General features: G+C 70.2%; 23 protein-coding genes and 1 tRNA gene. 17 read left to right on the top strand and 7 right to left on the bottom strand.

Going from position 1 to position 24398, the window contains the following annotated elements; genetic code table 11:
- The first annotated feature begins 49 nt into the window (after positions 1 to 49).
- A complete protein-coding gene (locus tag Q5722_RS05170; RefSeq protein WP_305027142.1) occupies positions 50 to 880 on the top strand; it encodes an SGNH/GDSL hydrolase family protein in 831 nt (276 codons plus the stop codon).
- 4 nt (positions 881 to 884) lie between these two features.
- Here Q5722_RS05170 and Q5722_RS05165 read toward each other — a convergent pair whose 3' ends face one another.
- Positions 885 to 3110 (bottom strand): calcium-binding protein, encoded by a 2226-nt coding sequence (locus tag Q5722_RS05165; RefSeq protein WP_305027141.1) that lies wholly within the window; start codon positions 3108 to 3110, stop codon positions 885 to 887.
- Between the two features lie 292 nt (positions 3111 to 3402).
- Between Q5722_RS05165 and groL the strand changes: the two genes are divergently transcribed.
- On the top strand, positions 3403 to 5028 hold the full coding sequence (gene groL, locus Q5722_RS05160) for a chaperonin GroEL (protein WP_305027140.1): 1626 nt from the start codon (positions 3403 to 3405) through the stop codon (positions 5026 to 5028).
- A gap of 182 nt (positions 5029 to 5210) precedes the next feature.
- On the opposite strand, the gene Q5722_RS05155 is transcribed toward groL, so the two are convergent.
- Entirely contained in the window at positions 5211 to 5837 is a 627-nt protein-coding gene (locus tag Q5722_RS05155) for an alpha-ketoglutarate-dependent dioxygenase AlkB (protein ID WP_305027139.1), read from the bottom strand.
- Between the two features lie 120 nt (positions 5838 to 5957).
- Between Q5722_RS05155 and Q5722_RS05150 the strand changes: the two genes are divergently transcribed.
- Positions 5958 to 6683, top strand: a complete 726-nt coding sequence (locus Q5722_RS05150) for a GntR family transcriptional regulator (RefSeq protein ID WP_305027138.1) — start codon at positions 5958 to 5960, stop codon at positions 6681 to 6683.
- A 26-nt stretch (positions 6684 to 6709) separates the two neighbouring features.
- On the opposite strand, the gene Q5722_RS05145 is transcribed toward Q5722_RS05150, so the two are convergent.
- From Q5722_RS05145 to Q5722_RS05135, 3 genes are all read right to left on the bottom strand, one after another.
- A complete protein-coding gene (locus tag Q5722_RS05145) occupies positions 6710 to 8125 on the bottom strand; it encodes a hypothetical protein (RefSeq protein WP_305027137.1) in 1416 nt (471 codons plus the stop codon).
- A gap of 62 nt (positions 8126 to 8187) precedes the next feature.
- The gene (locus tag Q5722_RS05140; protein ID WP_305027136.1) at positions 8188 to 9837 is read right to left on the bottom strand and encodes a DNA repair helicase XPB; all 1650 of its coding nucleotides are present in this window, start codon (positions 9835 to 9837) and stop codon (positions 8188 to 8190) included.
- 61 nt (positions 9838 to 9898) lie between these two features.
- Positions 9899 to 11842: a helicase-associated domain-containing protein gene (locus tag Q5722_RS05135; RefSeq protein WP_305027135.1), complete on the bottom strand. Its 1944-nt coding sequence runs from the start codon at positions 11840 to 11842 to the stop codon at positions 9899 to 9901.
- Between the two features lie 127 nt (positions 11843 to 11969).
- Between Q5722_RS05135 and Q5722_RS05130 the strand changes: the two genes are divergently transcribed.
- The 4 genes from Q5722_RS05130 (at position 11970) to Q5722_RS05115 (ending at position 14881) form a co-directional block, all read left to right on the top strand.
- Positions 11970 to 12908 (top strand): ATP-binding cassette domain-containing protein, encoded by a 939-nt coding sequence (locus Q5722_RS05130; protein ID WP_305028336.1) that lies wholly within the window; start codon positions 11970 to 11972, stop codon positions 12906 to 12908.
- Positions 12905 to 13771: a DUF2705 family protein gene (locus Q5722_RS05125; protein WP_305027134.1), complete on the top strand. Its 867-nt coding sequence runs from the start codon at positions 12905 to 12907 to the stop codon at positions 13769 to 13771. Before Q5722_RS05130 ends, Q5722_RS05125 begins: the two co-directional genes overlap by 4 nt.
- A complete protein-coding gene (locus tag Q5722_RS05120) occupies positions 13764 to 14411 on the top strand; it encodes an HAD family hydrolase (RefSeq protein ID WP_305027133.1) in 648 nt (215 codons plus the stop codon). The genes Q5722_RS05125 and Q5722_RS05120 overlap by 8 nt, the downstream gene beginning before the upstream one ends.
- 74 nt (positions 14412 to 14485) lie before the next feature.
- On the top strand, positions 14486 to 14881 hold the full coding sequence (locus tag Q5722_RS05115) for a cold-shock protein (protein ID WP_305027132.1): 396 nt from the start codon (positions 14486 to 14488) through the stop codon (positions 14879 to 14881).
- 6 nt (positions 14882 to 14887) lie between these two features.
- Here Q5722_RS05115 and Q5722_RS05110 read toward each other — a convergent pair whose 3' ends face one another.
- Positions 14888 to 15901, bottom strand: a complete 1014-nt coding sequence (locus tag Q5722_RS05110) for an adenosine deaminase (protein ID WP_305027131.1) — start codon at positions 15899 to 15901, stop codon at positions 14888 to 14890.
- 136 nt (positions 15902 to 16037) lie between these two features.
- A complete protein-coding gene (locus tag Q5722_RS05105; protein ID WP_305027130.1) occupies positions 16038 to 17315 on the bottom strand; it encodes an aspartate aminotransferase type Ic in 1278 nt (425 codons plus the stop codon).
- A 196-nt stretch (positions 17316 to 17511) separates the two neighbouring features.
- Here Q5722_RS05105 and Q5722_RS05100 point away from each other — a divergent pair.
- From Q5722_RS05100 to Q5722_RS05055, 10 genes are all read left to right on the top strand, one after another.
- Positions 17512 to 17584 (top strand) — tRNA-Trp (locus tag Q5722_RS05100).
- A 36-nt stretch (positions 17585 to 17620) separates the two neighbouring features.
- Positions 17621 to 17863, top strand: coding sequence for a preprotein translocase subunit SecE (gene secE, locus Q5722_RS05095; protein WP_305027129.1), 243 nt, complete (start codon positions 17621 to 17623; stop codon positions 17861 to 17863).
- A 60-nt stretch (positions 17864 to 17923) separates the two neighbouring features.
- Positions 17924 to 18733: a transcription termination/antitermination protein NusG gene (nusG, locus tag Q5722_RS05090; RefSeq protein ID WP_305027128.1), complete on the top strand. Its 810-nt coding sequence runs from the start codon at positions 17924 to 17926 to the stop codon at positions 18731 to 18733.
- A 111-nt stretch (positions 18734 to 18844) separates the two neighbouring features.
- Entirely contained in the window at positions 18845 to 19273 is a 429-nt protein-coding gene (rplK, locus tag Q5722_RS05085) for a 50S ribosomal protein L11 (RefSeq protein ID WP_305027127.1), read from the top strand.
- A 65-nt stretch (positions 19274 to 19338) separates the two neighbouring features.
- Positions 19339 to 20052 (top strand): 50S ribosomal protein L1, encoded by a 714-nt coding sequence (gene rplA / locus Q5722_RS05080; protein WP_305027126.1) that lies wholly within the window; start codon positions 19339 to 19341, stop codon positions 20050 to 20052.
- A 93-nt stretch (positions 20053 to 20145) separates the two neighbouring features.
- On the top strand, positions 20146 to 20985 hold the full coding sequence (locus Q5722_RS05075; RefSeq protein ID WP_305027125.1) for an SCO4651 family lipoprotein: 840 nt from the start codon (positions 20146 to 20148) through the stop codon (positions 20983 to 20985).
- A 241-nt stretch (positions 20986 to 21226) separates the two neighbouring features.
- Positions 21227 to 21877, top strand: coding sequence for a 50S ribosomal protein L10 (gene rplJ / locus Q5722_RS05070; protein ID WP_305027124.1), 651 nt, complete (start codon positions 21227 to 21229; stop codon positions 21875 to 21877).
- Between the two features lie 80 nt (positions 21878 to 21957).
- Positions 21958 to 22347 (top strand): 50S ribosomal protein L7/L12, encoded by a 390-nt coding sequence (rplL, locus tag Q5722_RS05065; protein WP_305027123.1) that lies wholly within the window; start codon positions 21958 to 21960, stop codon positions 22345 to 22347.
- A gap of 263 nt (positions 22348 to 22610) precedes the next feature.
- Positions 22611 to 23597, top strand: coding sequence for an ABC transporter ATP-binding protein (locus tag Q5722_RS05060; protein WP_305027122.1), 987 nt, complete (start codon positions 22611 to 22613; stop codon positions 23595 to 23597).
- Positions 23598 to 23610: 13 nt separating this feature from the next.
- The gene (locus Q5722_RS05055) at positions 23611 to 24396 is read left to right on the top strand and encodes an MlaE family ABC transporter permease (protein ID WP_305027121.1); all 786 of its coding nucleotides are present in this window, start codon (positions 23611 to 23613) and stop codon (positions 24394 to 24396) included.
- Positions 24397 to 24398 lie beyond the last annotated feature (2 nt).

Below are 24398 nucleotides of genomic sequence, written 5' to 3'. Positions count from 1 at the left end.
CCATGGCGGGTTGGGCTCCGGTTCACGCGCCTGTGGCACAACTGGCCGCATGAGGCGCGAGGGCTGGATCGGGGCAGGCGTGGTCATCGGAGCGGTGGGTGCCGCCGTCGGGGGCCTGACCTACGGCGGGCGGGAGCTGCTCCACCGGCAGGCGGACATCGCCCGCGGTGTCATCGGCAAGCCCCTGGGTGAGAAGGCGCCGAAGGCCGACAAGGTCTACCGCAAGCGCTTCGGGGACGCTGTCGACCTGGTGATGCTCGGCGACTCGCTGGCCGCCGGCCTCGGGGCCGACCTTCCCTCCGAGACCCTCGGCGCGCGCCTGGCCAAGGGCGCCGCCAAGCGGATCAAGCGGTCGGTCCGACTGACCACCGTGGCGCGCGTCGGCAACCACAGCAGCGAGCTCATGGAGCAGATCGGCCGGCTCCCAGAGGGATGCCGGCCGGACGTCGCGGTGATCGTCGTCGGCGGCAACGACATCACGCACCGCCACGCCACCGCCGCGAGCGTCGCCCACCTGGAGGACGCGATCCGCACGCTCCAGGGACTCGGGGCCGAGGTGGTCGTCGGCACGTGCCCCGACCTCGGCATGCTGCGCGCCGTGCCCCAGCCGCTGCGCACGCTGGGGTCGATCGCGTCGCGCCAGCTGGCGTCGGCACAGCGCGAGGCGGCGCTGGCACTGGGCGCGCGGGTCGTCGACCTCGCCCAGGTGGCCGGCCCCTTCTTCGTCACCAACCCCGACGAGATGTTCAGCGTCGACCGCTTCCATCCCTCCTCGCTGGGCTATCGGCGTACGGCGAAGGCGATGCTGCCGAGCGTCGTGGCTGCCTTCGGGGGAGAGGTGGAGGTGCCGTTCGGGCACCACGTGCCGCTGGTGCGCTGATGGTCTAGAAGCGCTGCTCCACCGAGGTCGTCGTGTCGATCGAGTCGCGGTGGGCACGGTCGGTGCCGGTCCCGCCGTCGAGCGTGTCGGCGGTGCTGTCGACCGTCTGGAAGGTGTCGTTGCCGCCCTTGCCGTAGAGCTTGTCCTTGCCGGCGCCGCCGGTCAGCGTGTTCACGGCATCGTTGCCGGTGAGGGTGTCGCCTCCCTTGCCTCCGGTGAGGTTCTCCACGTCGGTGCCGATCCGGTCTCCCTCGCCCGCGGCGCCGTCGTCGTACACGCCGTTGAGCGACAGCGTCACGGTGGCGGTCCGCGCGGCGTACGACGCCGTGTCGACGCCGGCGCCGCCCGCGATGAGGTCGGACCCGTTGGCTGCCGCCCCCTCGGTGAAGGTGTCGTTGCCGCCGTAGCCGAACAGGTCGTCGTCGCCGGCCCCGCCGTCGAGGGTGTCATTGCCTGCAGTGCCGTACTTGTCATCGCCGCGCAGCACGTCGTCGCCGTCGCGGCCGTACAGCTTGTCGGCACCGTCCTGGCCCAGGAGGACGTCGTTGCCCGAGCCACCGTCGAGGGTGTCGATGCCGACGTCGCCGATCAGCCGGTCGTTGCCACCTCGGCCGAGCAGGCGGTCGTCGCCGGCGAAGCCGTCGAGGGTGTCGGCGGACGTCGAGCCGGCGAGCGTGTCGTTGCCGGTGCCGCCGACCAGCGCGGTGATGCCGAAGTCGAGGTCGTCGCCCTCGCCGGTCGCACCGTCGTTGGCCTCACCGTCGATGGTGAGGGAGACGGCTGCGGACCGGATCGAGTAGTCGGCCTTCACACCCGAGATGCCGTCGTCGACGGTCACCGTGTCCGCGCCGTCCCCGGCCGGGCCGGCGACGTACGTGCCGCCGCTGATGCTGCCGCTGAAGCGGATCGTGTCGTTGCCCTGCCCGGGGATCATCGTGCAGGCGCATCCGACGGTGAGGTCGTCACCGAGGAGGCCGCCCTTGACGGTCTCCCAGCCACCGCCGTCGATGTTGCCGGGCGCTGCGCCCTCGGTCATGAGCATCGAGCCGCCGGGGTAGAACGCGCCGTGGAGGGAGCCGTTGAACGCCGAGGCGTCGAGGGTGTCCGTGCCGTCGCCGGCCTGCCAGTCGAGCATGCCGTGGAAGGCCGGGCCCAGGGTCAGGGTGTCGTTGCCGGCTCCGGTGTCGATCGCGTGGAAGTCGTCGCCGCCGATCACGTCGTCCCCGGCGAAGGTCTGGATCGAGTCGGCTCCCAGGAGGTTGTCCTCGCCGAAAGCGCCGTCGTTCTGGACGCCGTCGAGGGTGGCGGTGACCGGCGCCCCCTCCGTGTAGAAGACCACCTCGTCGTAGCTGGCCGTCGCATCGCCGATCTGGTCGGGGTAGCCGAAGTCCCAGACGGCGTCGATCTGGTCGCCGTAACCGTCCTCGCCGTCGGCCCAGTCGCCGTCGAGGACGTCGGAGCCGTCACCGTCGTGGATCACGTCCCAGCCGCCTCCGCCGTAGAGCTGGTCATCGCCGTCGTTGCCATCCACGGTGTCGGAGCCGGGTCCGCCGCTGAGCTGGTCGCTCCCGGCTCCGCCGCTGATGGTGTCGGAGCCGTCGGAGCCGGTGATCACGTCGCTGCCGTCGTTGCCGAGGACGCTGATGGTGGCGGTCTGGAACGGCAGGCCGGACAGGTCGATCGTGTCGGTGCTGCTGCCTCCCTTGACCGCGCGGAGTGCGCCCCACTGGTTGTCGAACTGGATGTCCGGCGTCTGGTCGTTGTCCGTCGTGAACTGCAGGGGGGTGCCGGTGCCGACGAAGTCGACCTTCACCGGGCTGCCGGCCGAGGTGCCGTCGAGCTTCACCGTGTCGTACTGGCTCACGGGCAGCTTGAGCAGGGCGTCCGTCCCGTCGAGGCCGGTCCAGTCGGAGCCGAGGTCGACGACCCAGTCGTCCGCGTAGGCGTCCGACTGCACGTCGATGGTGTTGACCGTCCGCACGTCGACGGAGCACTCGTCGCCGTTGACCGCCCCCGAGCCGTCGTGGATCCACAGGTGGTGCGAGGGGCCCTCGACGGAGAACCGCTGGTCGTAGGCGTAGTTCGCCGCGTTGACGGTCAGCGTGCCGGAGCTGGCGCTGCACGACAGGGTGGCGGCGTGGGCCGGGCTGGTGAGCGCCAGCGGCAGGAAGCCGAGGGCGCCGGAAGCGGTGGCGACGAGGACGCGGAACGGCGTACGGCGGGCGGTCATGGCGGGCTCCAGGGCTGCGGGACGGTGTCGTGAGGCAGCCGCCGAGCCGACCAGGAGCAGCCTAAGCCGCGGCTGACGGCCTGTCAGCAGCGTCCAGGGGCTTTGCACTCGCTTGGGTCGAGTGCTAGACATGACGCTGGCACTCTCCTCAGGAGAGTGACAACGCAGACCGGGCGCCAGCTGAGGTCAGCGAGTCCGTCGGGAAGGGTCCGGCGGGTCTCGAGGATCGTCCGTCGCGGGCAGCCCGCCCAGGTCCCCACACACCAACTCATGGCGAAGGAATCGCAGAGTCATGGCGAAGCTGATTGCTTTCAACGAGGAGGCCCGCCGCGGCCTCGAGCGGGGTATGAACACCCTCGCCGACGCGGTCAAGGTCACCCTCGGTCCCAAGGGCCGCAACGTCGTCCTGGAGAAGAAGTGGGGCGCCCCCACGATCACCAACGACGGTGTCTCGATCGCCAAGGAGATCGAGCTCGAGGACCCGTACGAGAAGATCGGTGCCGAGCTCGTCAAGGAGGTCGCGAAGAAGACCGACGACGTCGCCGGTGACGGCACGACGACGGCCACCGTCCTCGCCCAGGCGCTGGTCCGCGAGGGCCTCCGCAACGTTGCTGCCGGTGCGAACCCGATGGGTCTCAAGCGCGGCATCGAGGCGGCCGTCGCCGCCATCTCCGAGCAGCTGCTCGCGCAGGCCAAGGAGGTCGAGTCGCGCGAGGAGATCGCCGCGACCGCGACCATCTCCGCCGGTGGCGACGCCACCGTCGGTGACGCCATCGCCGAGGCGATGGACAAGGTCGGCAAGGAGGGCGTCATCACGGTCGAGGAGTCGAACACGTTCGGCATCGACCTGGAGCTCACCGAGGGCATGCGCTTCGACAAGGGCTACATCTCGGCGTACTTCGTGACCGACCCGGAGCGCATGGAGACGGTCCTCGAGGACCCGTACGTCCTCATCGCCAACCAGAAGATCTCCAACGTCAAGGACCTGCTGCCGATCCTCGAGAAGGTCATGCAGTCGGGCAAGCCGCTCCTCATCCTCGCCGAGGACGTGGACGGCGAGGCGCTGTCGACCCTGGTCGTCAACAAGATCCGCGGCACCTTCAAGTCCGTCGCCGTCAAGGCTCCGGGCTTCGGTGACCGCCGCAAGGCCATGCTCCAGGACATCGCGATCCTGACCGGCGGCCAGGTCATCTCCGAGGAGGTCGGCCTCAAGCTCGAGTCGACCGGTCTCGAGCTGCTCGGCCAGGCCCGCAAGGTCGTCATCACCAAGGACGAGACCACCATCGTCGAGGGTGCCGGCGACGCTGCGCAGATCGAGGGTCGGGTCAACCAGATCCGCGCCGAGATCGAGAAGTCGGACTCCGACTACGACCGCGAGAAGCTCCAGGAGCGCCTCGCCAAGCTGGCCGGCGGCGTGGCCGTCATCAAGGTCGGCGCGGCCACGGAGGTCGAGCTCAAGGAGCGCAAGCACCGCATCGAGGACGCCGTCCGCAACGCCAAGGCTGCTGTCGAGGAGGGCATCCTCCCCGGCGGTGGTGTCGCGCTCGTCCAGGCTGGCGCGACCGCGTTCGAGAAGCTGGAGCTCGAGGGCGACGAGGCCACCGGTGCCAACATCGTCAAGGTCGGCATCTCGGCCCCGCTCAAGCAGATCGCGATCAACGCCGGCCTCGAGGGTGGCGTCGTGGCGGAGAAGGTCGCGAACCTTCCCGCCGGCCAGGGCCTCAACGCCGCCACGGGCGAGTACGTCGACCTGCTGGCCGCCGGCATCATCGACCCGGCCAAGGTCACCCGCTCGGCCCTGCAGAACGCCGCCTCCATCGCGGCGCTCTTCCTCACCACCGAGGCTGTCGTCGCCGACAAGCCGGAGAAGGCTGGCGCCGCGCCGGCTGGTGGCGACATGGGCGGCATGGACTTCTGACCATCGCCTCACTGAGCGACCGAAGGGTCCCGGCTCCGGCCGGGGCCCTTCGTGCATTTCGGTTCCGGCGCGGGGCGTGGGAGGATCGTCGTATTCCGCTGAACGGGGCTTCCACCCTGAAAGCGGGAAGAAGGGCCCGGGTGTCTTCCCGGGCCCTTCGCCTTTCGGTGCCGTTGTCCGCCTCAGCTGACGCCGGACGGGCGGAACTGCACCGAGATGCGCGGGCCTGCGGCCGCCACCTTGGGCACGGCGTGCTGCCACGTGCGCTGGCACGAGCCGCCCATGACGAGGAGGTCGCCGTGTCCCATGGTGAAGGCGATCGACGCCCCGCCGGACTCCGGGCGGAGCAGCAGTCGGCGCGGATCCCCGAACGACAGGATCGCCACCATGGTGTCCTCGCTGGCGCCGCGGCCGATGCGGTCGCCGTGCCAGGCCACCGAGTCGCGGCCGTCACGGTAGTAGCAGCAGCCGGCCGTCACGAACGGCTCGCCCAGCTCGGGGAGGTAGTGGTTGGTCAGGGCCTGGCGCGCGCTCGTCAGCAGCCGGTGCGGCAGCCGGTCGTCGCCGGCGTAGGTGTGGACGAGGCGGGGGACGTCGACGACGCGGTCGTACATCTCGCGCTGCTCGGCGCGCCACGGGACGTCGCGCACGAGCGACCGGAACACCTCCGAGGCGCCACGCACCCACGACCGGCGCACGTCCACCCACGCGCCGTCGCCGAGGATGGTGCGCTCCACCGATCCGCGCAGCCGGGCGAGCGACGCCTCGGGTGCGAGGTCGAAGAGGTCGCCCTGGAACTCGACGCTCATGGCGACAGGCTAGCAGTTTGTCGAACAGAGATTCGATGGCCCGGGGCTTCGTCTAGTCCAAACGGGCCATTTGGGACGAAGGCAAACGCAAGTGGTTGCTATTTCATCCAGAATCGAGCCGTGGTTTCGACGGTGGGGGAGCAGCGCGTGGAGACGCCGAAGTTGAAGTACGTGCAGGTGCGGGACCACCTGCGTGCCTTGCTCGCCGACGCCGATCCGGGCATGGCGGTGCCGTCGGAGCGTGAGCTCGTCCAGCAGTTCGGCGTCGCCCGCATGACCGTGCGCCAGGCCGTCGACGCCCTCGTCGCCGAGGGCCTGCTGGAGCGCAGTCCGGGCCGGGGCACGTTCGTCGCGGAGCCCGTCCTGCCGGCGACCGGCATCCAGGGCTTCACCGAGGACATGCGCCGTCGAGGCGTCGACACCGACTCGATCACCCTCATGGCACGGGTGGAGAAGGCCAACGCCGGCATCGCGCGGGCGCTCGGTCTCACCGCGGGCGACCCGGTGATCCACTGGCGTCGCATCCGCCGTGCCGACGGCAGTGCCGTCTGCGTCGAGGACACCTACCTCAACGAGGTCATGCTGCCCGGCTTCCTCCAGCCCGCCATGCCGCCGAGCCTGTACGCCGTGCTGGACCGTCGGGCGCTCCGGCCGACCTGGGCCGAGGACGTCTTCACCGCCGCCCTCGCGACGGAGGACGACGCCGCGCTGCTCGGCGTGGAGCCGGGCGACCCGGTGCTCCACGTCAGCCGGCGGGCACTCCACCGCAACCGGCCGATCGCCGTCTCCCGCAGCGTGTACGTCGCCGCGCTGCACTCCCCGCACATCCAGTACACCGAGCGCTGACCGGGCGCGGCCCGTAGCCGCCTGCCTCAGCCGGCGCAGCCCTGGGCCAGCCGCCGCACCTTCGCGACGACCTCGGGCGCCACGCTGTGCTCCTCGATCTGGGCCCGGGTGAAGTTCTCGACCAGTGCGGTGCCGAAGCAGCGGGCGCGGTCGTGGGTCCAGTGGTCCTCGATCAGGCTGCGCGTCAGGTAGGTGCGGTAGAGGGCGATGTTCAGCGCCTCGTCCGAGTGCTCGCCGCTGCCCTTCGCGGCGGTGCCCGGATCACACGAGGAGAACAGCAGCCCCTTGTCGCCCTGGCGCGTCACGGAGGCGACGCCCTTCGGTCCCCTGCGGATCCACGCGGTGAGCGTGCTGGCCAGCTCATCGGCGTCGCGCGCGGTGTCGCCGACGTAGCTGATGTCGACGCAGGTCGTGCCCTTCGCGTTCGTGTACGCGACGTACCGGTCCCCGCCCCAGCCGTCCGTCGCCGTCAGTGCCCGGCGCACCGGCAGGCGTGCAGCGAGGGTGAAGAGCCATCCGGTCGACTCGAAGGTGTTGCTGTCGAACTCCTTGGCGCCGGAGGGGAGCTTCGGCTTGGCGACGTGGACCGCCTTCTGGCCGTCCCAGGTCAGGGTGAACGGGTCGACGAGGTTCTCCTCGGTGGTCGGCGGCTTCCGGAAGAGCTTGTCGACCTCGTCGTCGCCGTCGAGCGTGGCGACGTCGAGGAGGGCCTCGCCGAGGGAGTACGGCGCGCCCATCATCGTGCGCAGCACCTCCGGCACGCCCTCGACCGAGTCGCTGGCGCCGTGGCTCTGGCGGGCCTGGTCGCGCCGGAGCGCGCGACGTGCCTTCGGCGAGAGCTGCGCGGCGTACTTCGTCTGGATGCGGGAGGCGTCGCCCTCGACGAGAGCGTCATAGGCCAGGCCCGAGCTGTCGTCGGCCTTCTCCAGCTTGCGGCTGTGAGCGCCGGCGTCGAAGTTCTGGTCCTGGAGGACGTGCACGAGCTCGTGCACCAGCGTCGACTTCACCGCCGGGGTGATCCGGGTGCCGCGCACCCGGATCAGCTGGTCGTCGAAGGAGTAGTAGGCCAGCGTGCCGCCCGCCGTCAGCTTCTCCTGCTCGTCGAAGAGGTCGACGTCGCCGTGGACCAGGCCCAGCGCACGCAGCATCCCGGTCCAGTGCTGGAGGTCCGCGAGGTCCTCCTTGGTGAGGTCGCCCTTGTCGCTCTTCAGCCCCTTCTCGAACTCCTTGGGCGTCTGGAAGTCGACCTCGACCGGGTGCTCGAAGTCGAGGTCGCGGAGCTTCGAGGCGAGGTGGACGTACGGAAGGACCTTCGGGTCCCATGCCTTCGGGAACGTCGGCCCCGGGTCGGCCTGGGCGCCGTGCGGGAGGGAGCACCCCGCCACCGGCAGCAGTGCGGCGGCACAGACGAGGGCGGCGGTACGCCGGAACGCGGGCTTCACAGCCGGAGGCTAGCCGCGCTGCGGTGGTGTCGTCCCCCGAATCCGCCTGGCCGGGGACCTCGTCAGAGGTCGTCCGCGTCGACGATCCGGTAGGCGTAGCCCTGCTCGGCGAGGAAGCGCTGACGGTTCTGGGCGAAGTCGGCGTCGACCGTGTCGCGGCTGACGATCGTGTAGAAGTGCGCGACCTTGCCGTCCCGGCCGGGTCGCAGCAGGCGGCCGAGGCGCTGGGCCTCCTCCTGACGCGACCCGTAGGAGCCCGACACCTGGATCGCGACCTCGGCCGACGGCAGGTCGATCGAGAAGTTCGCGACCTTGCTGACGACGAGCAGCCCGATCTCACCGGCACGGAACCCGTCGAAGAGGCGCTGCCGCTCCTTCACGGTCGTCTCGCCGGTGATCGTCGGTGCGGGTTCGTCGGCGCTCCCGAGCGCACGGGAGAGCTCCTCGATCTGGTCGAGGTACTGCGCGATCACCAGCGTCGGCTGTCCCTGGTGCTGCCGGACGAGCTGGCGGACGACGTCGATCTTGTGGTGCGTGCACGCGGCGAGCCGGTAGCGCTCCTCAGGCTCCGCCGTCGCGTAGGCGATGCGTTCGCCCTGCGGCAGCGTGACGCGTACCTCGACGCAGTCAGCCGGCGCGATGTAGCCCTGCGCCTCGATGTCCTTCCACGGGGCGTCGTAGCGCTTGGGCCCGATGAGCGAGAAGACGTCGCCCTCGCGCCCGTCCTCGCGCACGAGCGTCGCGGTGAGGCCGATGCGGCGGCGCGCCTGCAGGTCGGCCGTCATCCGGAAGATCGGCGCCGGGAGCAGGTGCACCTCGTCGTAGACGATCAGGCCCCAGTCGCGGGCGTCGAGCAGCTCGAGGTGGGGGTAGGCGCCCTTCCGGCGCAGGGTCAGCACCTGGTACGTCGCGATGGTGACGGGCCGGATCTCCTTGACCGAGCCGGAGTACTCGCCGATCTCGTCCTCGGTCAGGCTCGTGCGCTTCACGAGCTCGTCCTTCCACTGCCGTGCGCTGACGGTGTTGGTGACGAGGATCAGCGTGGTGGCCTTCGCGTGGGCCATCGCAGCGGCGCCGACCAGCGTCTTGCCGGCACCGCAGGGCAGCACGACGACGCCCGAGCCGCCGTGCCAGAACGACTCCGCCGCCTCGGACTGGTAGGGACGCAGCTCCCATCCGTCCTGGTCGAGCTCGATCGGGTGCGCCTCACCGTCGACGTACCCGGCGAAGTCCTCGGCCGGCCAGCCGAGCTTGAGCAGCGCCTGCTTGAGGTTGCCGCGCTCGGAGCCGTGGACGACGACCATGTCGTCGGAGACCCGCGCACCGAGCATGCCGGCGACCTTCTTGCTGCGCAGCACCTCCTCGAGCACGGGGCGGTCCGTGGAGGTGAGCACCAGCCCGTGCTCGTCGTGCTTCTCCAGGGCCAGGCGACCGTAGCGGGCCATGGTCTCGGCGACGTCGACCAGCAGCGCGTGGGGCACGGCGTAGCGGCTGTGCGCCAGCAGGGCGTCGATCACCTGCTCGGCGTCGTGACCGGCGGCGCGTGCGTTCCACAGGCCGAGGTTGGTCAGCCGGTAGGTGTGGATGTGCTCGGGTGAGCGCTCGAGCTCCGCGAACGGCGCGATCGCGCGCCGCGCCTCGGCGGCCTTCGGGTGGTCGACCTCGAGCAGGAGGGTCTTGTCCGACTGGACGATGAGGGGGCCGTCGTTCACCGCGCGAGTCTACGGTCGTCCGCCTGAGCCCTAGCTATGGCTAGGCCTCAGGCGGACGACCTCAGTCGGTGGGCCGCACCGAGCCGATCCGGTGGACGGCGAAGGAGCGCTCGTCCTCGCTCCGGTGGTCGTACGCCGTCAGCTGGCCGCCCTCGACCCGCCGCGGGTCGACGATCCGCTCGGAGCGTGTGCCGTGGTTGTCGAGGTACTCGATGACGACGCTGGTGCGGCCCTCGATCGCGGCGCGGAGGGCCGCCAGCGCCCCGGCAGGGGTGTTGGCGATGACGTCGCGCCCGCGCGAGCTGGCGACCCGGTCGCCCGCACGGACGGCTGCCACCGCCGCGGTCACCTGCGCCGCCTCGCGGGCCGCGTCGCGGCCGGACGGGGCCGCCTTCGGGGTACGGGCCCGGAGCGCATCGGGCCGCGCGACGTGCACGCTGCCATCGGATGCCTCGACCACGGGGGCCAGGCCGAGCTCGCGCAGCCGGGAGAGCAGGACGTCGATGGGCGCGGTGCTGATGACCACCGTCGGGGCGAGGAGCCGCAGGCCGAGCGAGGCGGCCTTCGGGTCGGCGACGAGGTGGGCGAGCGCGGCCTCGTCGTCGGAGCGCAGGAACGCCTCCGCGTAGCCGACCCGGACGGTGCCGTAGGTGCGGGCCGTGTCGTCGACGAGGTAGGTGAGCGGCTGGGGCACCGGGGTGCGCGACACCGAGGCGAGGAACGTGTGGATCTCGGCCGCGGACCAGCCCGCGTCGAGCCCTCGGCGGATCGACCCCGCCCCGAACCGGTAGACCGTCGCGCCGCCCCGCGACTCGATGTCGGCGACCTGCTGGAGGCGTGCGGCGAGGGCAGGCAGCAGCGGCCCGGGGGCGATGGCGGTCAGGTCGCCCTGCACGAGCACGTGGTCCAGCGGCTCCGGCAGCAGGGGAGCGAGCACCGGAGCAGCGTCGTCGCCCGCGAGGAGGGCCCGGCCTGCGGGGGACAGCACGCCCATCCCGACGAGCCCCAGCACGGTCGCCTCCTCGACGGCGGCGGCGACCAGGCTCGCCTGGTCGGCAGGCCGGCGGGGGCGCAGCCAGCGGACGCGCGCGACCAGCGAGGGCAGGCCGGTGCCGGTCGCCAGCCCGGTCGCCGGCCCGAGCTCCGCGAGCTGGTGGAGCGCGACGGTGCGGGTGTCCACCTGGTGCGGGTCGACGAGCGCGGGCGCGAGGGCGTTGACGGCCTTGCCCGAGGCGTCCTTGCCCCCGACCTTCGCCGGCGTCCGTGCCGAGGTCAGCCACGCGCGGGCGACCCGCTGCCAGCGCTCGGCCGCCTCGAGCCGGCACCACGCGTCGTACGCGTCGGTGGGGAGCCAGCACTCCGTCTCGCCGACGGAGCCGGGAGCGAGCAGGGACGCCGACGCTGCCACGTCGACGAGCAGGGCCGCCTCGCGCTCGTCGACGTGGAGGAGGAGGGCGGCGGTCTTGAGGTCGCGCACCCCCAGGCCGCCCGTGCGCAGGACCCCCGGCGGATGCGTGCCCCAGTGGTCGAGCAGCACCTCGATCCGTCGTACGACGTCGAACGCCGCGCCGGCCGCCGTGCGGGCCACGAGCGTGGGCGACTGGTCAGAGGTGACCAGCTCGGGCTCGGGCACCGCGCCGGTGGGCGCGGTCGCCCGGGCGAGCAGCTCGGCGACGACCGTCACCGCACGCAGTCCGTCGGAGCCCTCCCAGACGAGGGCCAGCTCCTCGAGGCGTGCCACGGAGGCGGAAGCTCCCTCGAGGTCGGCCCGCGGCGTCGCGCCACGCCCGACGAGGTCGTGCAGCACCGCGAGGTCGGCCAGCGTCAGCCGGTCCAGCGCCCGGAGCGCGGAGGCACGCGTCGCCGCCCGTGAGGCGAGCTGGGTGGAGTCCTGCGGCGGGGGCGTCGCGAGGTCGGGACGTAGCCGCAGGAGGTGCGCGAGGCGCTCCTCGGACCACAGCCGCAGCTGGTCGGCGAGCGAGCGCGGGGCGGGAGCGGCAGTCATTTGGACCCAAAACTACTCGGCCCCGGCGTTTCTCAGCGCCTGCTTGGGAACGCACGCCACACTGCTCCGAGACCACCGGTCGCCAGCGCGGCCGGAACCTTTGGCGAAAGGGGGCCCGCTGGTGGCCATGATCGAGGCCAGGAACCTGGCCAAGTCGTACGCCGGGAAGGCGGCCGTCTCCGGGCTGTCCTTCGACGTCCGGCCCGGCACCGTCACCGGCTTCCTCGGCCCCAACGGAGCCGGCAAGTCCACCACGATGCGCCTGATGCTCGGTCTCGACAACGGGTCGGGCACGTGCACCTTCGACGGCAAGCCCTTCACGGCCTACGCGGAGCCGATGCGCGAGGTCGGCGCGCTGCTCGAGGCGAAGCCCTTCCACCCGACCCGGACGGCCCGCAACCACCTGCTGATGCTCGCCGCGAGCAACCGGATCCCGGCGCAGCGCGTCGACGAGGTGCTCGGCCTGGTCGGCCTCTCCGACGTGGCCGGCAAGAAGCCGAGCACGTTCTCGCTGGGCATGGGCCAGCGTCTGGGCCTGGCCGCGGCCCTCCTCGGCAACCCGCACACGCTGATCCTCGACGAGCCGGCCAACGGCCTCGACCCGCAGGGCATCCACTGGCTGCGTGAGCTGCTCAAGGCGCTCGCGGGAGAGGGACGCTCGGTCTTCGTCTCCAGCCACCTGCTCTCCGAGATGGCCCTGATGGCCGACGAGCTCGTGGTCATCGGCAAGGGCCGGATGATCGCCAACGGCCCGGTCGGGGACTTCACCAGGCTGAGCGTCCGCAACCACGTCGTGGTGCGCACCCCGCAGGCGGGTGAGCTCGCCTCCCTCATCGGTGCGGAGCTCGCCGGCGTCGGCACGGTGCAGCGCACCGGAGACGCGGAGCTCGCCGTGACGGGGCTGGATGCGGTCGCCGTGGGCGACCTCGCCTTCGAGAACCGGATCCGTGTGCACGAGCTCTCCACGCACCACGCGACCCTCGAGGAGGCCTTCCTCGAGATGACCGGCAACGCTGCCGAGTACACCGCCCACGCGCCGACCGCCTCGCAGGAGGGCACCCGATGACCGCCGCACTCCGCTACGAGTGGACCCGCCTCCGCACGCTCCGGTCGACCTGGTGGCTGACCTTCGGGGTGCTCGCCGTCGGCGTCGGGTTCACCGCGATCGCTGCGCTCGTCGTCCGGGTCAACGTCCACGCCGACCAGATCAACGGGAGCACGCTCGACGGCGACATGGCGCGCTTCTACGTCGAGGCCGCGATGACCCAGTTCTCGGTCGTGGACCCGATGTTCTACCTGGTCGCCTTCGTCGCAGCGATCGTCGGCATCCTCGGGTGGGGCCACGAGTACCGCCACGGGATGATCCGCGCGACCCTCACCGCCGTCCCGAAGCGCTGGGCCGTCTTCACCGCCAAGTACGCCGTCGTCGCCCTCTGGGTGAGTGTGCTGGTGGTGACCAGCTGCCTGCTGTCGCTCCTCGTGGCGGGTGTGTTCTTCACGGGCCTCGACGTGCAGTACGACGCCGGTGACATCCTCAGCACCGTCGTGCGGCATGTCGTCTACAGCGTCCTGGTCACCTGGGTGGCCATGTCGCTCACCGTCCTGGTCCGTCACCAGACCTTCGCCCTGGTGATGCTCTTCCTGTGGCCCATGGGCATCGAGACGCTCTTCAAGGCGTTCGGGGTCATGGTGAGCGCCTTCACCGGCAACAAGGACTACGTGCACGTGATGCGCTTCCTGCCGTTCAACGCCGGCGGCAGGATCATGCAGACCTTCGGTGCGCTGCCCGACGGCACGTTCGGCCGTCAGCAGGACCTGAGCGTCTTCGGTGACCCACTGAGCCTGGTCGGTGGTCTGGTCGTGTTCGGAGGCTTCGCCGCCCTGCTCACCGCCGCTGCCTTCGCGGCCTTCACGACACGTGATGCCTGACCCGCGCGACCGCCCCCGACTCGTGGTCGGCTTCGACCTCGACATGACGCTGATCGACACCGTCCCCGGCTTCGCGCGGACGCTCGTGGCGCTCGGCGAGGAGCTCGGCATCGAGCTCCCGGTCGACGACCTGACCTCGAAGCTCGGTCCGCCGCTCGACCACACCCTGCGGCCGCACCTGGCCGAGGAGGCGATCATGCCGGCGGTGGAGCGGTTCCGTGCGCTCTACCCGGACCACGCGATCGTGCCCGTGCCGGCGCTCGGCGGGGCGCACGACGCCATCGAGGCGGTACGCCGCCATGGCGGGCGCGTGGTCGTCGTGACCGGCAAGTTCACTCCCAACGCCCAGCTCCACGTCGACCACGTCGGGTTCGACATCGACCACCTCGAAGGGGCGGTGTGGGGCGTCGGCAAGGCCGACGTGCTCCGCCGCGAGGGCGCCACGATCTACGTCGGCGACCACGTCCACGACGTGGAGGGCGCGCTCGCTGCCGGCATCACGAGCGTCTCGGTGCTCACCGGCGGATGCACCCGCGAGGAGCTCGAGGAGGCCGGCACGCACGTCGTGCTCCCGGACCTGACGGCGTTCCCCGCCTGGCTCGAGGAGCACCTGGGGCGGCAAACCGGCTCGCCCGGCTGAGCACCGCCCGACTACCCTGTGGGCGTCGCGTTCGGCGTCAGGTCGCGCAGCAGCACACGGAAGAGGTCAGAGCAGTGCCCGTTGGCAAGGTGAAGTGGTACGACGCCGAGAAGGGCTTCGGCTTCCTGTCGCACGATGGCGGGCCCGACGTCTACGTGCACGCCGAGGCACTGCCCGAGGGCGTGAAGTCGCTCAAGAACGGCACCCGCGTCGAGTTCGGCATCGCCCAGGGTCGTCGCGGCGACCAGGCGCTCCAGGTCCGCGTGCTCGACGCCCCGTCGTCTGTCTCGCGCAACCAGCGCGACGCGCAGCGCAAGAAGCCCGACGAGATGGCGACCATCATCGAGGACCTGATCGTGCTGCTCGACGGCATCGGCGAGGGCTACCGCCACGGCCGTCGTCCCGACCCGAAGGCGGCCCGCCCGGTCGCCAAGGCGCTGCGCGCGCTGGCCGACGAGCTGGAGCTCTGACGCGCGTCAGCCAGCGAGCCAGGCGTCGATGTCCTGCATCGCCGCCTCGACCACGTCCGATGGAGCCCGTGACCCGCGGAAGGACATCCGCGCCAGCTCGGCCAGCGTCTCGTCGCTGAGCTCGTGGGCGGCGCGCATCGTCGCGTACTGGCCCTCCAGGCGTGAGCCGAAGAGGAGCGGGTCGTCCGCTCCCAGGGCGACCTGTGCGCCGCCGGCGAGCAGCTGGGGGAGCGGCACCGAGCTGAGGTCGGAGTAGACCCCCAGCGCCACGTTGGAGACCGGGCAGACCTCCAGGGTGACCCCCGCCTCCGCGATCCGCTCCAGCAGGGCCGGGTCCTCGACGGACCGCACGCCGTGGCCGAGGCGGTGTGCGCCCAGGTCGTCGAGGCAGGCCCGGATGTTGTCCGCGCCGCGCAGCTCGCCGCCGTGCGGAGCGAGCAGCAGCCCGGCCCGGTCGGCGATGGCGAAGGCGTGGGCGAACTCGGAGGTGGTGCCGCGCCGCTCGTCGTTGGAGAGGCCGAAGCCGACCACTCCGCGCCCGGCGTACTGCGCTGCCAGGCGGGCCAGCGTGCGGGCGTCGAGGGGGTGGCGGGTCCGGTTGGCCGCGATCACCACGGCGATGCCGAGGCCGGTCTCGCGGGAGGCGGAGGCGACGGCGTCGAGCACCAGGTCGGTGAACTCCGTGATCCCGCCGAACCGTGCCGCGTAGCCCGAGGGGTCGACCTGGATCTCCAGCCATCGGCCGCCCTCGCGCACGTCGTCCTCGGCAGCCTCGCGCACGAGGCGCCGGATGTCGTCCTCCGAGCGGAGCACGGACCGTGCGACGTCGTACAGGCGCTGGAAGCGGAACCAGCCCTTCTCGTCGGCGGCCGAGAGCCGGGGCGGCCACTCCTCGACGAGGGCATCGGGGAGCTGGATCCCGTCGCGCTCCGCGAGCTCGAGGAGCGTCGCGTGCCGCATCGACCCGGAGAAGTGCAGGTGCAGGTGCGCCTTCGGGAGTACGTCGAGCGGCCGTGCCATGACGAGAACCTAGCGCCGGCACGGGCCTCGTGCCGCAGCGAAACGGGCCCCGTGCCGAAGCTGTTACCCGACAGCTGCGGCACGAGGCCCGTCTCGGCGATCCAGATCGAGCGAGCCCGACCCGGCGTCCCTCAGGTCAGCTCAGCTTCTCCGCGGCGGCCAGCAGCACGCAGGTGGCGACGGCCTCCATCGTGTCGCGCACCGCCTCGAGCGACGGGAACGACGGTGCCAGGCGGATGTTGCGATCGCGCGGGTCGTTGCCGCCCGGGAACGACGCACCCGCGGGCGTCAGCGCGATGCCGGCGTCCTTGGCGAGCTGGACGACGCGGGAGGCGGTGCCGTCGACGACGTCGAGCGAGACGAAGTAGCCGCCGGTCGGGTCGGTCCACGTGGCGACGTCGAGGCCGCCCAGGCGCTGCTCGAGGACCTCGAGGACCGCGGCGAACTTCGGCGCGAGGATGTCGCGGTGCTTGGCCATGTGGTCGCGCACGCCCTGCGCGGACCCGAAGAACTCCACGTGGCGCAGCTGGTTGACCTTGTCGGGGCCGATCGCGCCGGCGCCGAGGTGCTTCGTGTACCACGTCACGTTCTCGACGGAGGCCGCGAGGAACGCGACGCCGGCGCCCGCGAAGGTGATCTTCGAGGTCGACGCGAACTGGATCGGGCGGTGCGGGTGGCCGGCAGCCGAGCAGAGGCCGAGGATGTCGGCGGTCTTGGCCTCGTCCTGGGTGAGGTGGTGCAGCGCGTAGGCGTTGTCCCACAGGATCTTGAAGTCGGGGGCCGCGGTCTCCATCGAGGCCAGGCGCGCGGCGACCTCCTGCGTGACCACCGAGCCGGTCGGGTTCGCGTAGGTGGGGACGATCCAGATGCCCTTGATGCTCGGGTCGGAGGCGGCCAGGCGCTCCACCTCGTCCATGTCGGGACCGTCGGCGTTCATCGCCACCGTGACGGTGTCGATGCCGAACCAGTCGAGGAGCGTGAAGTGGCGGTCGTAGCCGGGCACCGGGCAGATGAAGGTGACCTTCTCCTCCTTGCCCCACGGCTTCACGCCGTCCACGGCGCCGTGGAGCCACAGGTCCGTGAGGACCTCGCGCATCATCACCAGCGACGCGTTGCCGCCGGCGACGATCTGCTCGGGCTCCACCCAGAGCAGCTCCGCGAACATCTCGCGGATCGCGCGGATGCCCTCGAGGCCGCCGTAGTTGCGGACGTCGACGCCGTCCGCGTCCGTGAACGACGTCGGCAGCGTGAGCAGCGCGTTGGAGAGGTCCAGCTGCTCGGGGGCCGGCTTGCCCCGCGTGAGGTCGAGCTTCAGGCCACGGGCCTGCAGCGCGTCGTACGCCGCCTTCTGCTCGGCGAGGAAGGCGGCGAGCTCGTCGGGGGTGCGGTCAGCAAGGGGGGTCTGAGCGGTCACGTGGCACATGTTTCCACGGGCGTCGTGACTCCTCGACCCCGTGTCCGCGTACCCGCGGGTAGTGAGGGCGTGAGGTGTGTGGAGACGGCCCCGGTTCGACATCGGATCGGCCGACCCCGTAAGGTTCCGGTTTGGTGTTTCCCACCAAAACTTCGCCATGCCCTTCGAGGGGTTTGGAGGAGTCGGGCAGCATCGGAGGGCATTAGCTCAATTGGCAGAGCACCGGTCTCCAAAACCGGGGGTTGGGGGTTCGAGTCCCTCATGCCCTGCAAGACGCATCGCACTCAGCAGAAGGTGAGAGGTAAGTGTCGGACAACGACGCCGTGCAGGACCAGGCTCCGGCCCGGCCGCGTACGGGACCGGTCACCTTCTACCGCCAGGTCCTGGCTGAGCTGCGCAAGGTCGTCTGGCCGACGCGCGAGCAGCTGGTCACGTACTTCTTCGTGGTCCTGGTGTTCGTCGTCGTGATGTGCGCGCTGGTGTCGGTGCTGGACCTCGGGTTCGGCAAGTTGGTCTTCTCGATCTTCAACGGGCCGTCCACGCAGTAAGCACCACCAGCACCACACCCCGGTGCGGGTCCTCCCGCCCCGGATCCAGGAACACGAAAGATGACGGAGCAGCACGTGTCGGACCAGTACGACGAGGCAGCAGGCGACGAGATCGTCGAGGCGCCGGAGTCTGTCGACGGCGAGCAGGCCGAGCAGGTCGACGTCGAGGGTGACCTCGGCGAGGAGGGCGACGCCCCCGAGGCGGACGCCGCCGACGAGGACGAGGCCGCTGCCGAGGAGTCGGACCCGCTCGAGCAGTTCCGTCGCGACCTGTGGGCCAAGCCCGGCGACTGGTACGTCATCCACACCTACTCCGGCATGGAGAACCGGGTGAAGGCGAACCTCGAGAACCGCATCATCTCCCTCAACATGGAGGACTACATCCACGAGATCGTGGTCCCCATCGAGGAGGTCGCGGAGATCAAGAACGGCCAGCGCAAGCTGGTCAAGCGCACCGTCCTCCCTGGCTACGTCCTGGTCCGCATGGACCTCACCGACGAGTCGTGGGCCGCGGTCCGCCACACCCCGTCCGTGACCGGCTTCGTCGGCCACTCGCACCAGCCGGTGCCGCTCTCGATGTCCGAGGTCGAGGACATGCTGGCGCCGGCCGTCGTGGCTGCCGCCGAGGCCGAGGCTGCTGCCGCCGGCACGCCGGCCCCCGCGGGTGCCACCCCGGCAGCACGCAAGCCGGTCGAGGTCGCCGACTTCGACGTGACCGACTCGGTCATGGTCGTCGACGGCCCGTTCGCCACGCTCCACGCGACGATCACCGAGATCAACGCGGAGTCGCAGCGCGTCAAGGCGCTCGTCGAGATCTTCGGCCGGGAGACCCCGGTCGAGCTCAGCTTCAACCAGATCCAGAAGGTCTGACCTTCCGGAGACGGTTGCCTGCCCGCCCCGTCGTACGACGGGGCAGGCGCAACGCAGGTGGCAGAGGCGTGAGGCGCCTCGCTAACGACCACGAGACAGAAAGAGATTGAAATGCCTCCCAAGAAGAAGATCGCCGCACTCGTCAAGGTGCAGCTCCAGGCTGGCGCCGCGACGCCGGCCCCGCCGGTCGGTACCGCCCTCGGTCCGCACGGCGTCAACATCATGGACTTCTGCAAGGCGTACAACGCCCAGACCGAGGCCATGCGCGGCAACGTGATCCCCGTCGAGATCACCATCTACGAGGACCGCTCGTTCACCTTCATCACGAAGACCCCGCCGGCGGCGGAGCTCATCAAGAAGGCTGCCGGCATCGCCAAGGGCTCCTCCGTCCCGCACAAGGACAAGGTCGCCAAGCTGACCAAGGACCAGGTCCGCGAGATCGCGCAGACCAAGCTTCCTGACCTCAACGCCAACGACATCGAGGCCGCGATGAAGATCGTCGAGGGCACTGCCCGCTCGATGGGCGTCACCACCGACTGAAACCCCGTGGGAGGGCCGCGCTGGCCCGCTGACCACATCTCCTCTTAACAACCGAAGGAAGAATCATGCAGCGCAGCAAGACCTACCGCGCCGCGGCGGAGTCGTTCGACAAGAACGAGATCTTCGCCCCGCTCGCCGCGATCAAGATCGCCAAGGGTGCCTCCAAGAAGAAGTTCGACGAGACCGTCGACGTGTCGATGTCGCTCGGCGTCGACCCCCGCAAGGCGGACCAGATGGTCCGTGGCACCGTCTCCCTGCCGCACGGCACGGGCAAGACGGTCCGCGTCCTCGTCTTCGCGAACGCCGAGAAGGCTGACGCCGCCCGCGAGGCCGGCGCCGACTTCGTCGGTGGCGACGAGCTCATCGAGAAGGTCGCCGGCGGCTGGACCGACTTCGACGCCGCTGTCGCGACGCCGGACCTCATGGGCAAGGTGGGCCGCGTGGCCCGCGTCCTCGGTCCGCGTGGCCTCATGCCGAACCCGAAGACCGGCACCGTGACCCCCGATGTCGCCAAGGCTGTCGCCGACATCAAGGGCGGCAAGATCGAGTTCCGCGTGGACCGTCACGCGAACCTCCACTTCATCATCGGCAAGGCCTCCTTCTCCGAGCAGCAGCTCGCCGAGAACTACGCCGCCGCCCTGGAGGAGATCCTGCGTCTCAAGCCGGCCTCCTCGAAGGGTCGCTACATCAAGAAGGTCACCGTCTCCACGACCATGGGCCCCGGCGTCCAGGTCGACCCGAACCGCACCAAGAACGTCGCGGTCGAGGACGAGGCCTGATCGAAGGCCTGAGTTCTCAGGGTTCCTGAGAATTAGCCGCGAAGGCCCCACCCGCACGGCGGGTGGGGCCTTCGTCGTGTTTGACTACCGCCCATGTCCAACGCCGTGAGCCCCGCCAGCCGCACCCGCCGCAACCTCCTGATCGTCCTCAGCGCCATCGCGGTGCTCGCGGTCCTCGTGGGTGCCCTGCTCCTGCTCAACAAGGGTGACGACGAGACCGACGAGGCCGCGGGGAGCCTCCACGAGCTGCGCCGCGACCAGTTCGCCACCGCCCTCATCAACGCCCGCGAGAAGGCCGGCTCCTGGACCTACCTCGAGGCGCAGACCCTCAACGGCAAGCCCAACGGCGTCGTCAACGGCAAGGTCACCTGGGACGGCACCCACGTCAACCTGGCCTTCGCCCCGCAGGGATCGACCGACGGTGCGGGCGAGTTCCGGTACGTCGACGGCGACTGGTACTACTACAACCCCAAGGACGACGCGAAGAAGCCGTGGCTCAAGCTCGACCGCGCCAAGTCCAAGGTGCTGGTCGACGCCCTCGACAACGAGGCCGACCCGCGCCGCCAGCTGGCCATCTTCGAGGACCCCGCCGGGTTCCAGGTCGTCGGCGTCGAGAACGTCGGTGTGGCCGAGGCCGTGCACTACCGCGTGACCGTCTCGATCGAGAAGGTCAAGGAGGTCACGAGCAACCCGGTCGTCGGCAACCCGGGTGACCACCAGGTGTACGACGTCTGGGTCAACGACAAGGACCAGATCGTCAAGCTGACCATCCCGACCGACATCGGTGCCGTCACCTCGGAGGAGATCCGGACCTTCAGCGGCTACGGCGACAAGGTCGAGATCGACGTCCCGCCGGCCGGCGAGACCCGTGTCGCCGCCGTCGTCGCGCGGCCGAAGGCCACGAAGACGGCGGCGCCCGGCGCCGACCGCTGACCACGCCCGGCCCCCGCGTCCCTCGATTTGGTGACGCGGGGGAGCGGCGCGTAGTCTCTCCCACTGAAACCCGAGACCGCCGGTCGTCTCCCTGCCCAGCAGGGTGACCGAAGGATCCGCGAAGCGGACGACCTGCGCAGGTTCAGAGCCGGACATCTCGTCCATCAACGCCCTGAGCGCCTGCGCCGGGGCGTTTTTTGCATGATCCTCCGCGGTGGCCTCACCAATCGGAAGGAGACCCATGGCACGGGCAGACAAGGCAGCCGCTGTTGCCGAGGTCGTTGACACGTTCAACGCCTCGAACGGCGCCGTCCTGACCGAGTACCGCGGTCTCTCCGTTGCGGAGCTGAAGCAGCTGCGACGCTCCCTCGGCGAGAACGCTGACTACGCCGTGGTCAAGAACACGCTGGCCCTGATCGCCGCCAAGGAGGCGGGCATCGAGGGTCTGGACGACCTGCTGACCGGTCCGACCGCCATCGCCTTCATCAAGGGCGACGTCGTCGAGACGGCCAAGGGTCTGCGTGACTTTGCCAAGGCGAACCCCGCCCTTGTCATCAAGGGTGGTTTCCTGGACGGCAACCTCCTCGACGCTGCCGATGTCGCCAAGCTGGCTGACCTCGAGTCGCGTGAGGTGCTGCTCGCCAAGGTTGCCGGTGCTCTCACCGCCACCATGGCCCAGGCGCTCTACGCGTTCAACGCCCTGCCGTCGAAGACCGCGCAGCTCGCTGCCGCTCTCGAGGCCAAGGCCGCGAACGACCCCTCGATCCTCGCAGGTGGTGCCGGTGCCCCGGCTGCCGCCGAGGAGACCCCGGCCGTCGAGGCCGCTGCGGAGGAGGCTGCCGACGAGGCTGCCCCCGCCGAGGCGACCGAGGCCGAGTCCGCCGACGCCTGATTCCAGGCTGACGCACCACACCACCTGAAACCTTGGCCTGCTCCGTCCCGGAGACGGCCAGCTACGAAAGGACCGCCATCATGGCGAAGCTCACCACCGCCGAGCTGCTTGACGCGTTCAAGGAGCTGACCCTCATCGAGCTCTCCGAGTTCGTGAAGGAGTTCGAGGAGACCTTCGGCGTCACCGCCGCTGCTCCGGTTGCCGTTGCTGCTGCCCCGGCCGCCGGTGGCGCTGCCGGTGGCGACGCCGCCGCGGAGAAGGACGAGTTCGACGTCGAGCTCACCGCCGCCGGCGACAAGAAGATCAACGTCATCAAGGAGGTGCGCGCCCTCACGAACCTCGGCCTGAAGGAGGCCAAGGAGCTCGTCGAGGCCGCCCCGAAGGTGATCCTCGAGAACGTCGCCAAGGACGTTGCCGAGAAGGCCAAGGAGGCCCTCGAGGGCGCCGGCGCCTCCGTCACCCTCAAGTGACCCTGACTCTCTGAGTCGTTCGCGACCGGGCGGTCACCCTGCGGGGTGGCCGCCCGGCCTGCATTTTCGGCCCTGTCCGGAGGCCACCGCTCGTGTCGCCGGTACAAAACCGGACGCGTGGATTACTCGTCAGTACAAATACTGGGCATCGGGTGACGTGTGCCACGAAAGGCCGTAACTTTGCGGTGTCGGTCACGTTGAGTGCACCGTGAGGCAGTCGGCTCCGGTCGGCCCCGAGACGCACGTAAGGAAGAGGGACCCTCATGGGTGTTGAGATCAAGATCGAGCATCTGACCAAGTCGTTCGGCAAGCAGCTGATCTGGAACGACGTGACGCTGACGATGCCCGCTGGCGAGATCTGCGTGATGCTCGGCCCGTCCGGCACCGGCAAGTCGGTCATGCTCAAGACCCTCATCGGCCTGATCAAGCCCGACCGTGGCTCCGTCATCATCGAGGGCACCGACATCGCCAACTGCTCGGAGAAGGACCTCTACGAGGTTCGCAAGCTCTTCGGCGTCCTCTTCCAGGACGGCGCGATGTTCGGCTCGATGAACCTCTTCGACAACGTCGCCTTCCCGCTGCGTGAGCACACCCGCAAGTCCGAGTCCGAGATCAAGAAGATCGTCCTCGAGAAGATGGACCTGGTCGGTCTGATCGGGGCGGAGTACAAGCTCCCCGGCGAGATCTCCGGCGGTATGCGCAAGCGTGCCGGCCTGGCGCGTGCCCTCGTCCTCGACCCCGAGATCCTGCTCATCGACGAGCCGGACTCCGGCCTCGACCCCGTGCGCACCTCGTTCATCAACCAGCTCTTCGTCGACCTGAACGCGCAGATCGAGGCGACGTTCATGATCGTCACGCACGACATCCACTCGGTCCGCGTCGTGCCGGACTCGATCGGCCTGCTGTACCACAAGCACCTGGCCATGTTCGGTCCCCGCGAGATGCTGCTGTCCTCGGACGAGCCGGTCGTGCGCCAGTTCCTCAACGCGCAGACCGTCGGCCCGATCGGCATGTCCGAGGAGAAGGACGCCGACCAGCTCGCGGCCGAGAAGGACATGGACCTTCCGCCGCTGCCGCCGATCCCGCTGCAGCTCGAGCCGTCCAACGGCATCCCGCGCAAGACGCAGCGTCCGCCGGGCGAGTGGTGCCGCCTCAACGGCGTGACCCCGCCTCCGGGTTCCTTCCGTGCCGACTCGATCCTCGCCGCGAACGCGTCGGCGAAGGGCGAGTCGGATATCGCGAAGCTCTGAGTCGGAGCAGCCCATGGCAGCACTCACCGCTTCCAGGGCTCTCGCGCCGATCGGCACGGCAGGCAAACTCTTCGCGTTCGCGCTTGATGTTGCACGGGGGCTGTTCCGTCGACCGTTCCAGACTCGGGAGTTCTTCCAGCAGGCGTGGTTCATCGCGTCGGTGACCATCGTGCCGACGGCACTGGTGGCCATCCCCTTCGGCGCCGTCATCGCGCTCCAGGTCGGTGGCCTGATCGCCCAGTTCGGCGCCCAGTCGTTCACCGGATCGGCGTCGGTCCTCGCGGTCGTCCGTGAGGCCGGCCCGATCGCGACCTCGCTGCTGATCGCGGGTGCCGGCGGATCGGCGATCGCGGCCGACCTGGGCGCGCGCAAGATCCGCGAGGAGCTCGACGCGATGATGGTGCTCGGCATCGACCCGATCCAGCGTCTCGTCGTGCCCCGCGTGCTCGCCTGCATGCTGGTCGCGGTCTTCCTCAACGGTCTGGTCAGCGTCGTCGGCGTGATGGGCGGCTACGTCTTCAACGTGATCCTCCAGCACGGCACCCCGGGTGCGTACCTGTCGAGCTTCACGGCCCTGGCTCAGCTGCCCGACCTCTACCAGGGCATGGTCAAGGCCCTCGTGTTCGGCCTGATCGCAGCCATCGTCGCGTCCTACATGGGCATGAACGCCGGCGGTGGCCCGAAGGGCGTCGGTGACGCGGTGAACATGTCCGTCGTCGTGACCTTCATGCTGCTGTTCCTGGTCAACTTCGTCCTCAGCGCGCTGTACATCCAGCTCGTTCCACCGAAGACAGGCTGACG

It is taken from the genome of Nocardioides jiangxiensis (genome assembly GCF_030580915.1).
GTDB classification, from domain to species: Bacteria; Actinomycetota; Actinomycetes; order Propionibacteriales; family Nocardioidaceae; genus Nocardioides; species Nocardioides jiangxiensis.
Note: the sequence above shows the minus strand (reverse complement) of the source record. Positions and strands in the feature narration are given on the sequence as shown.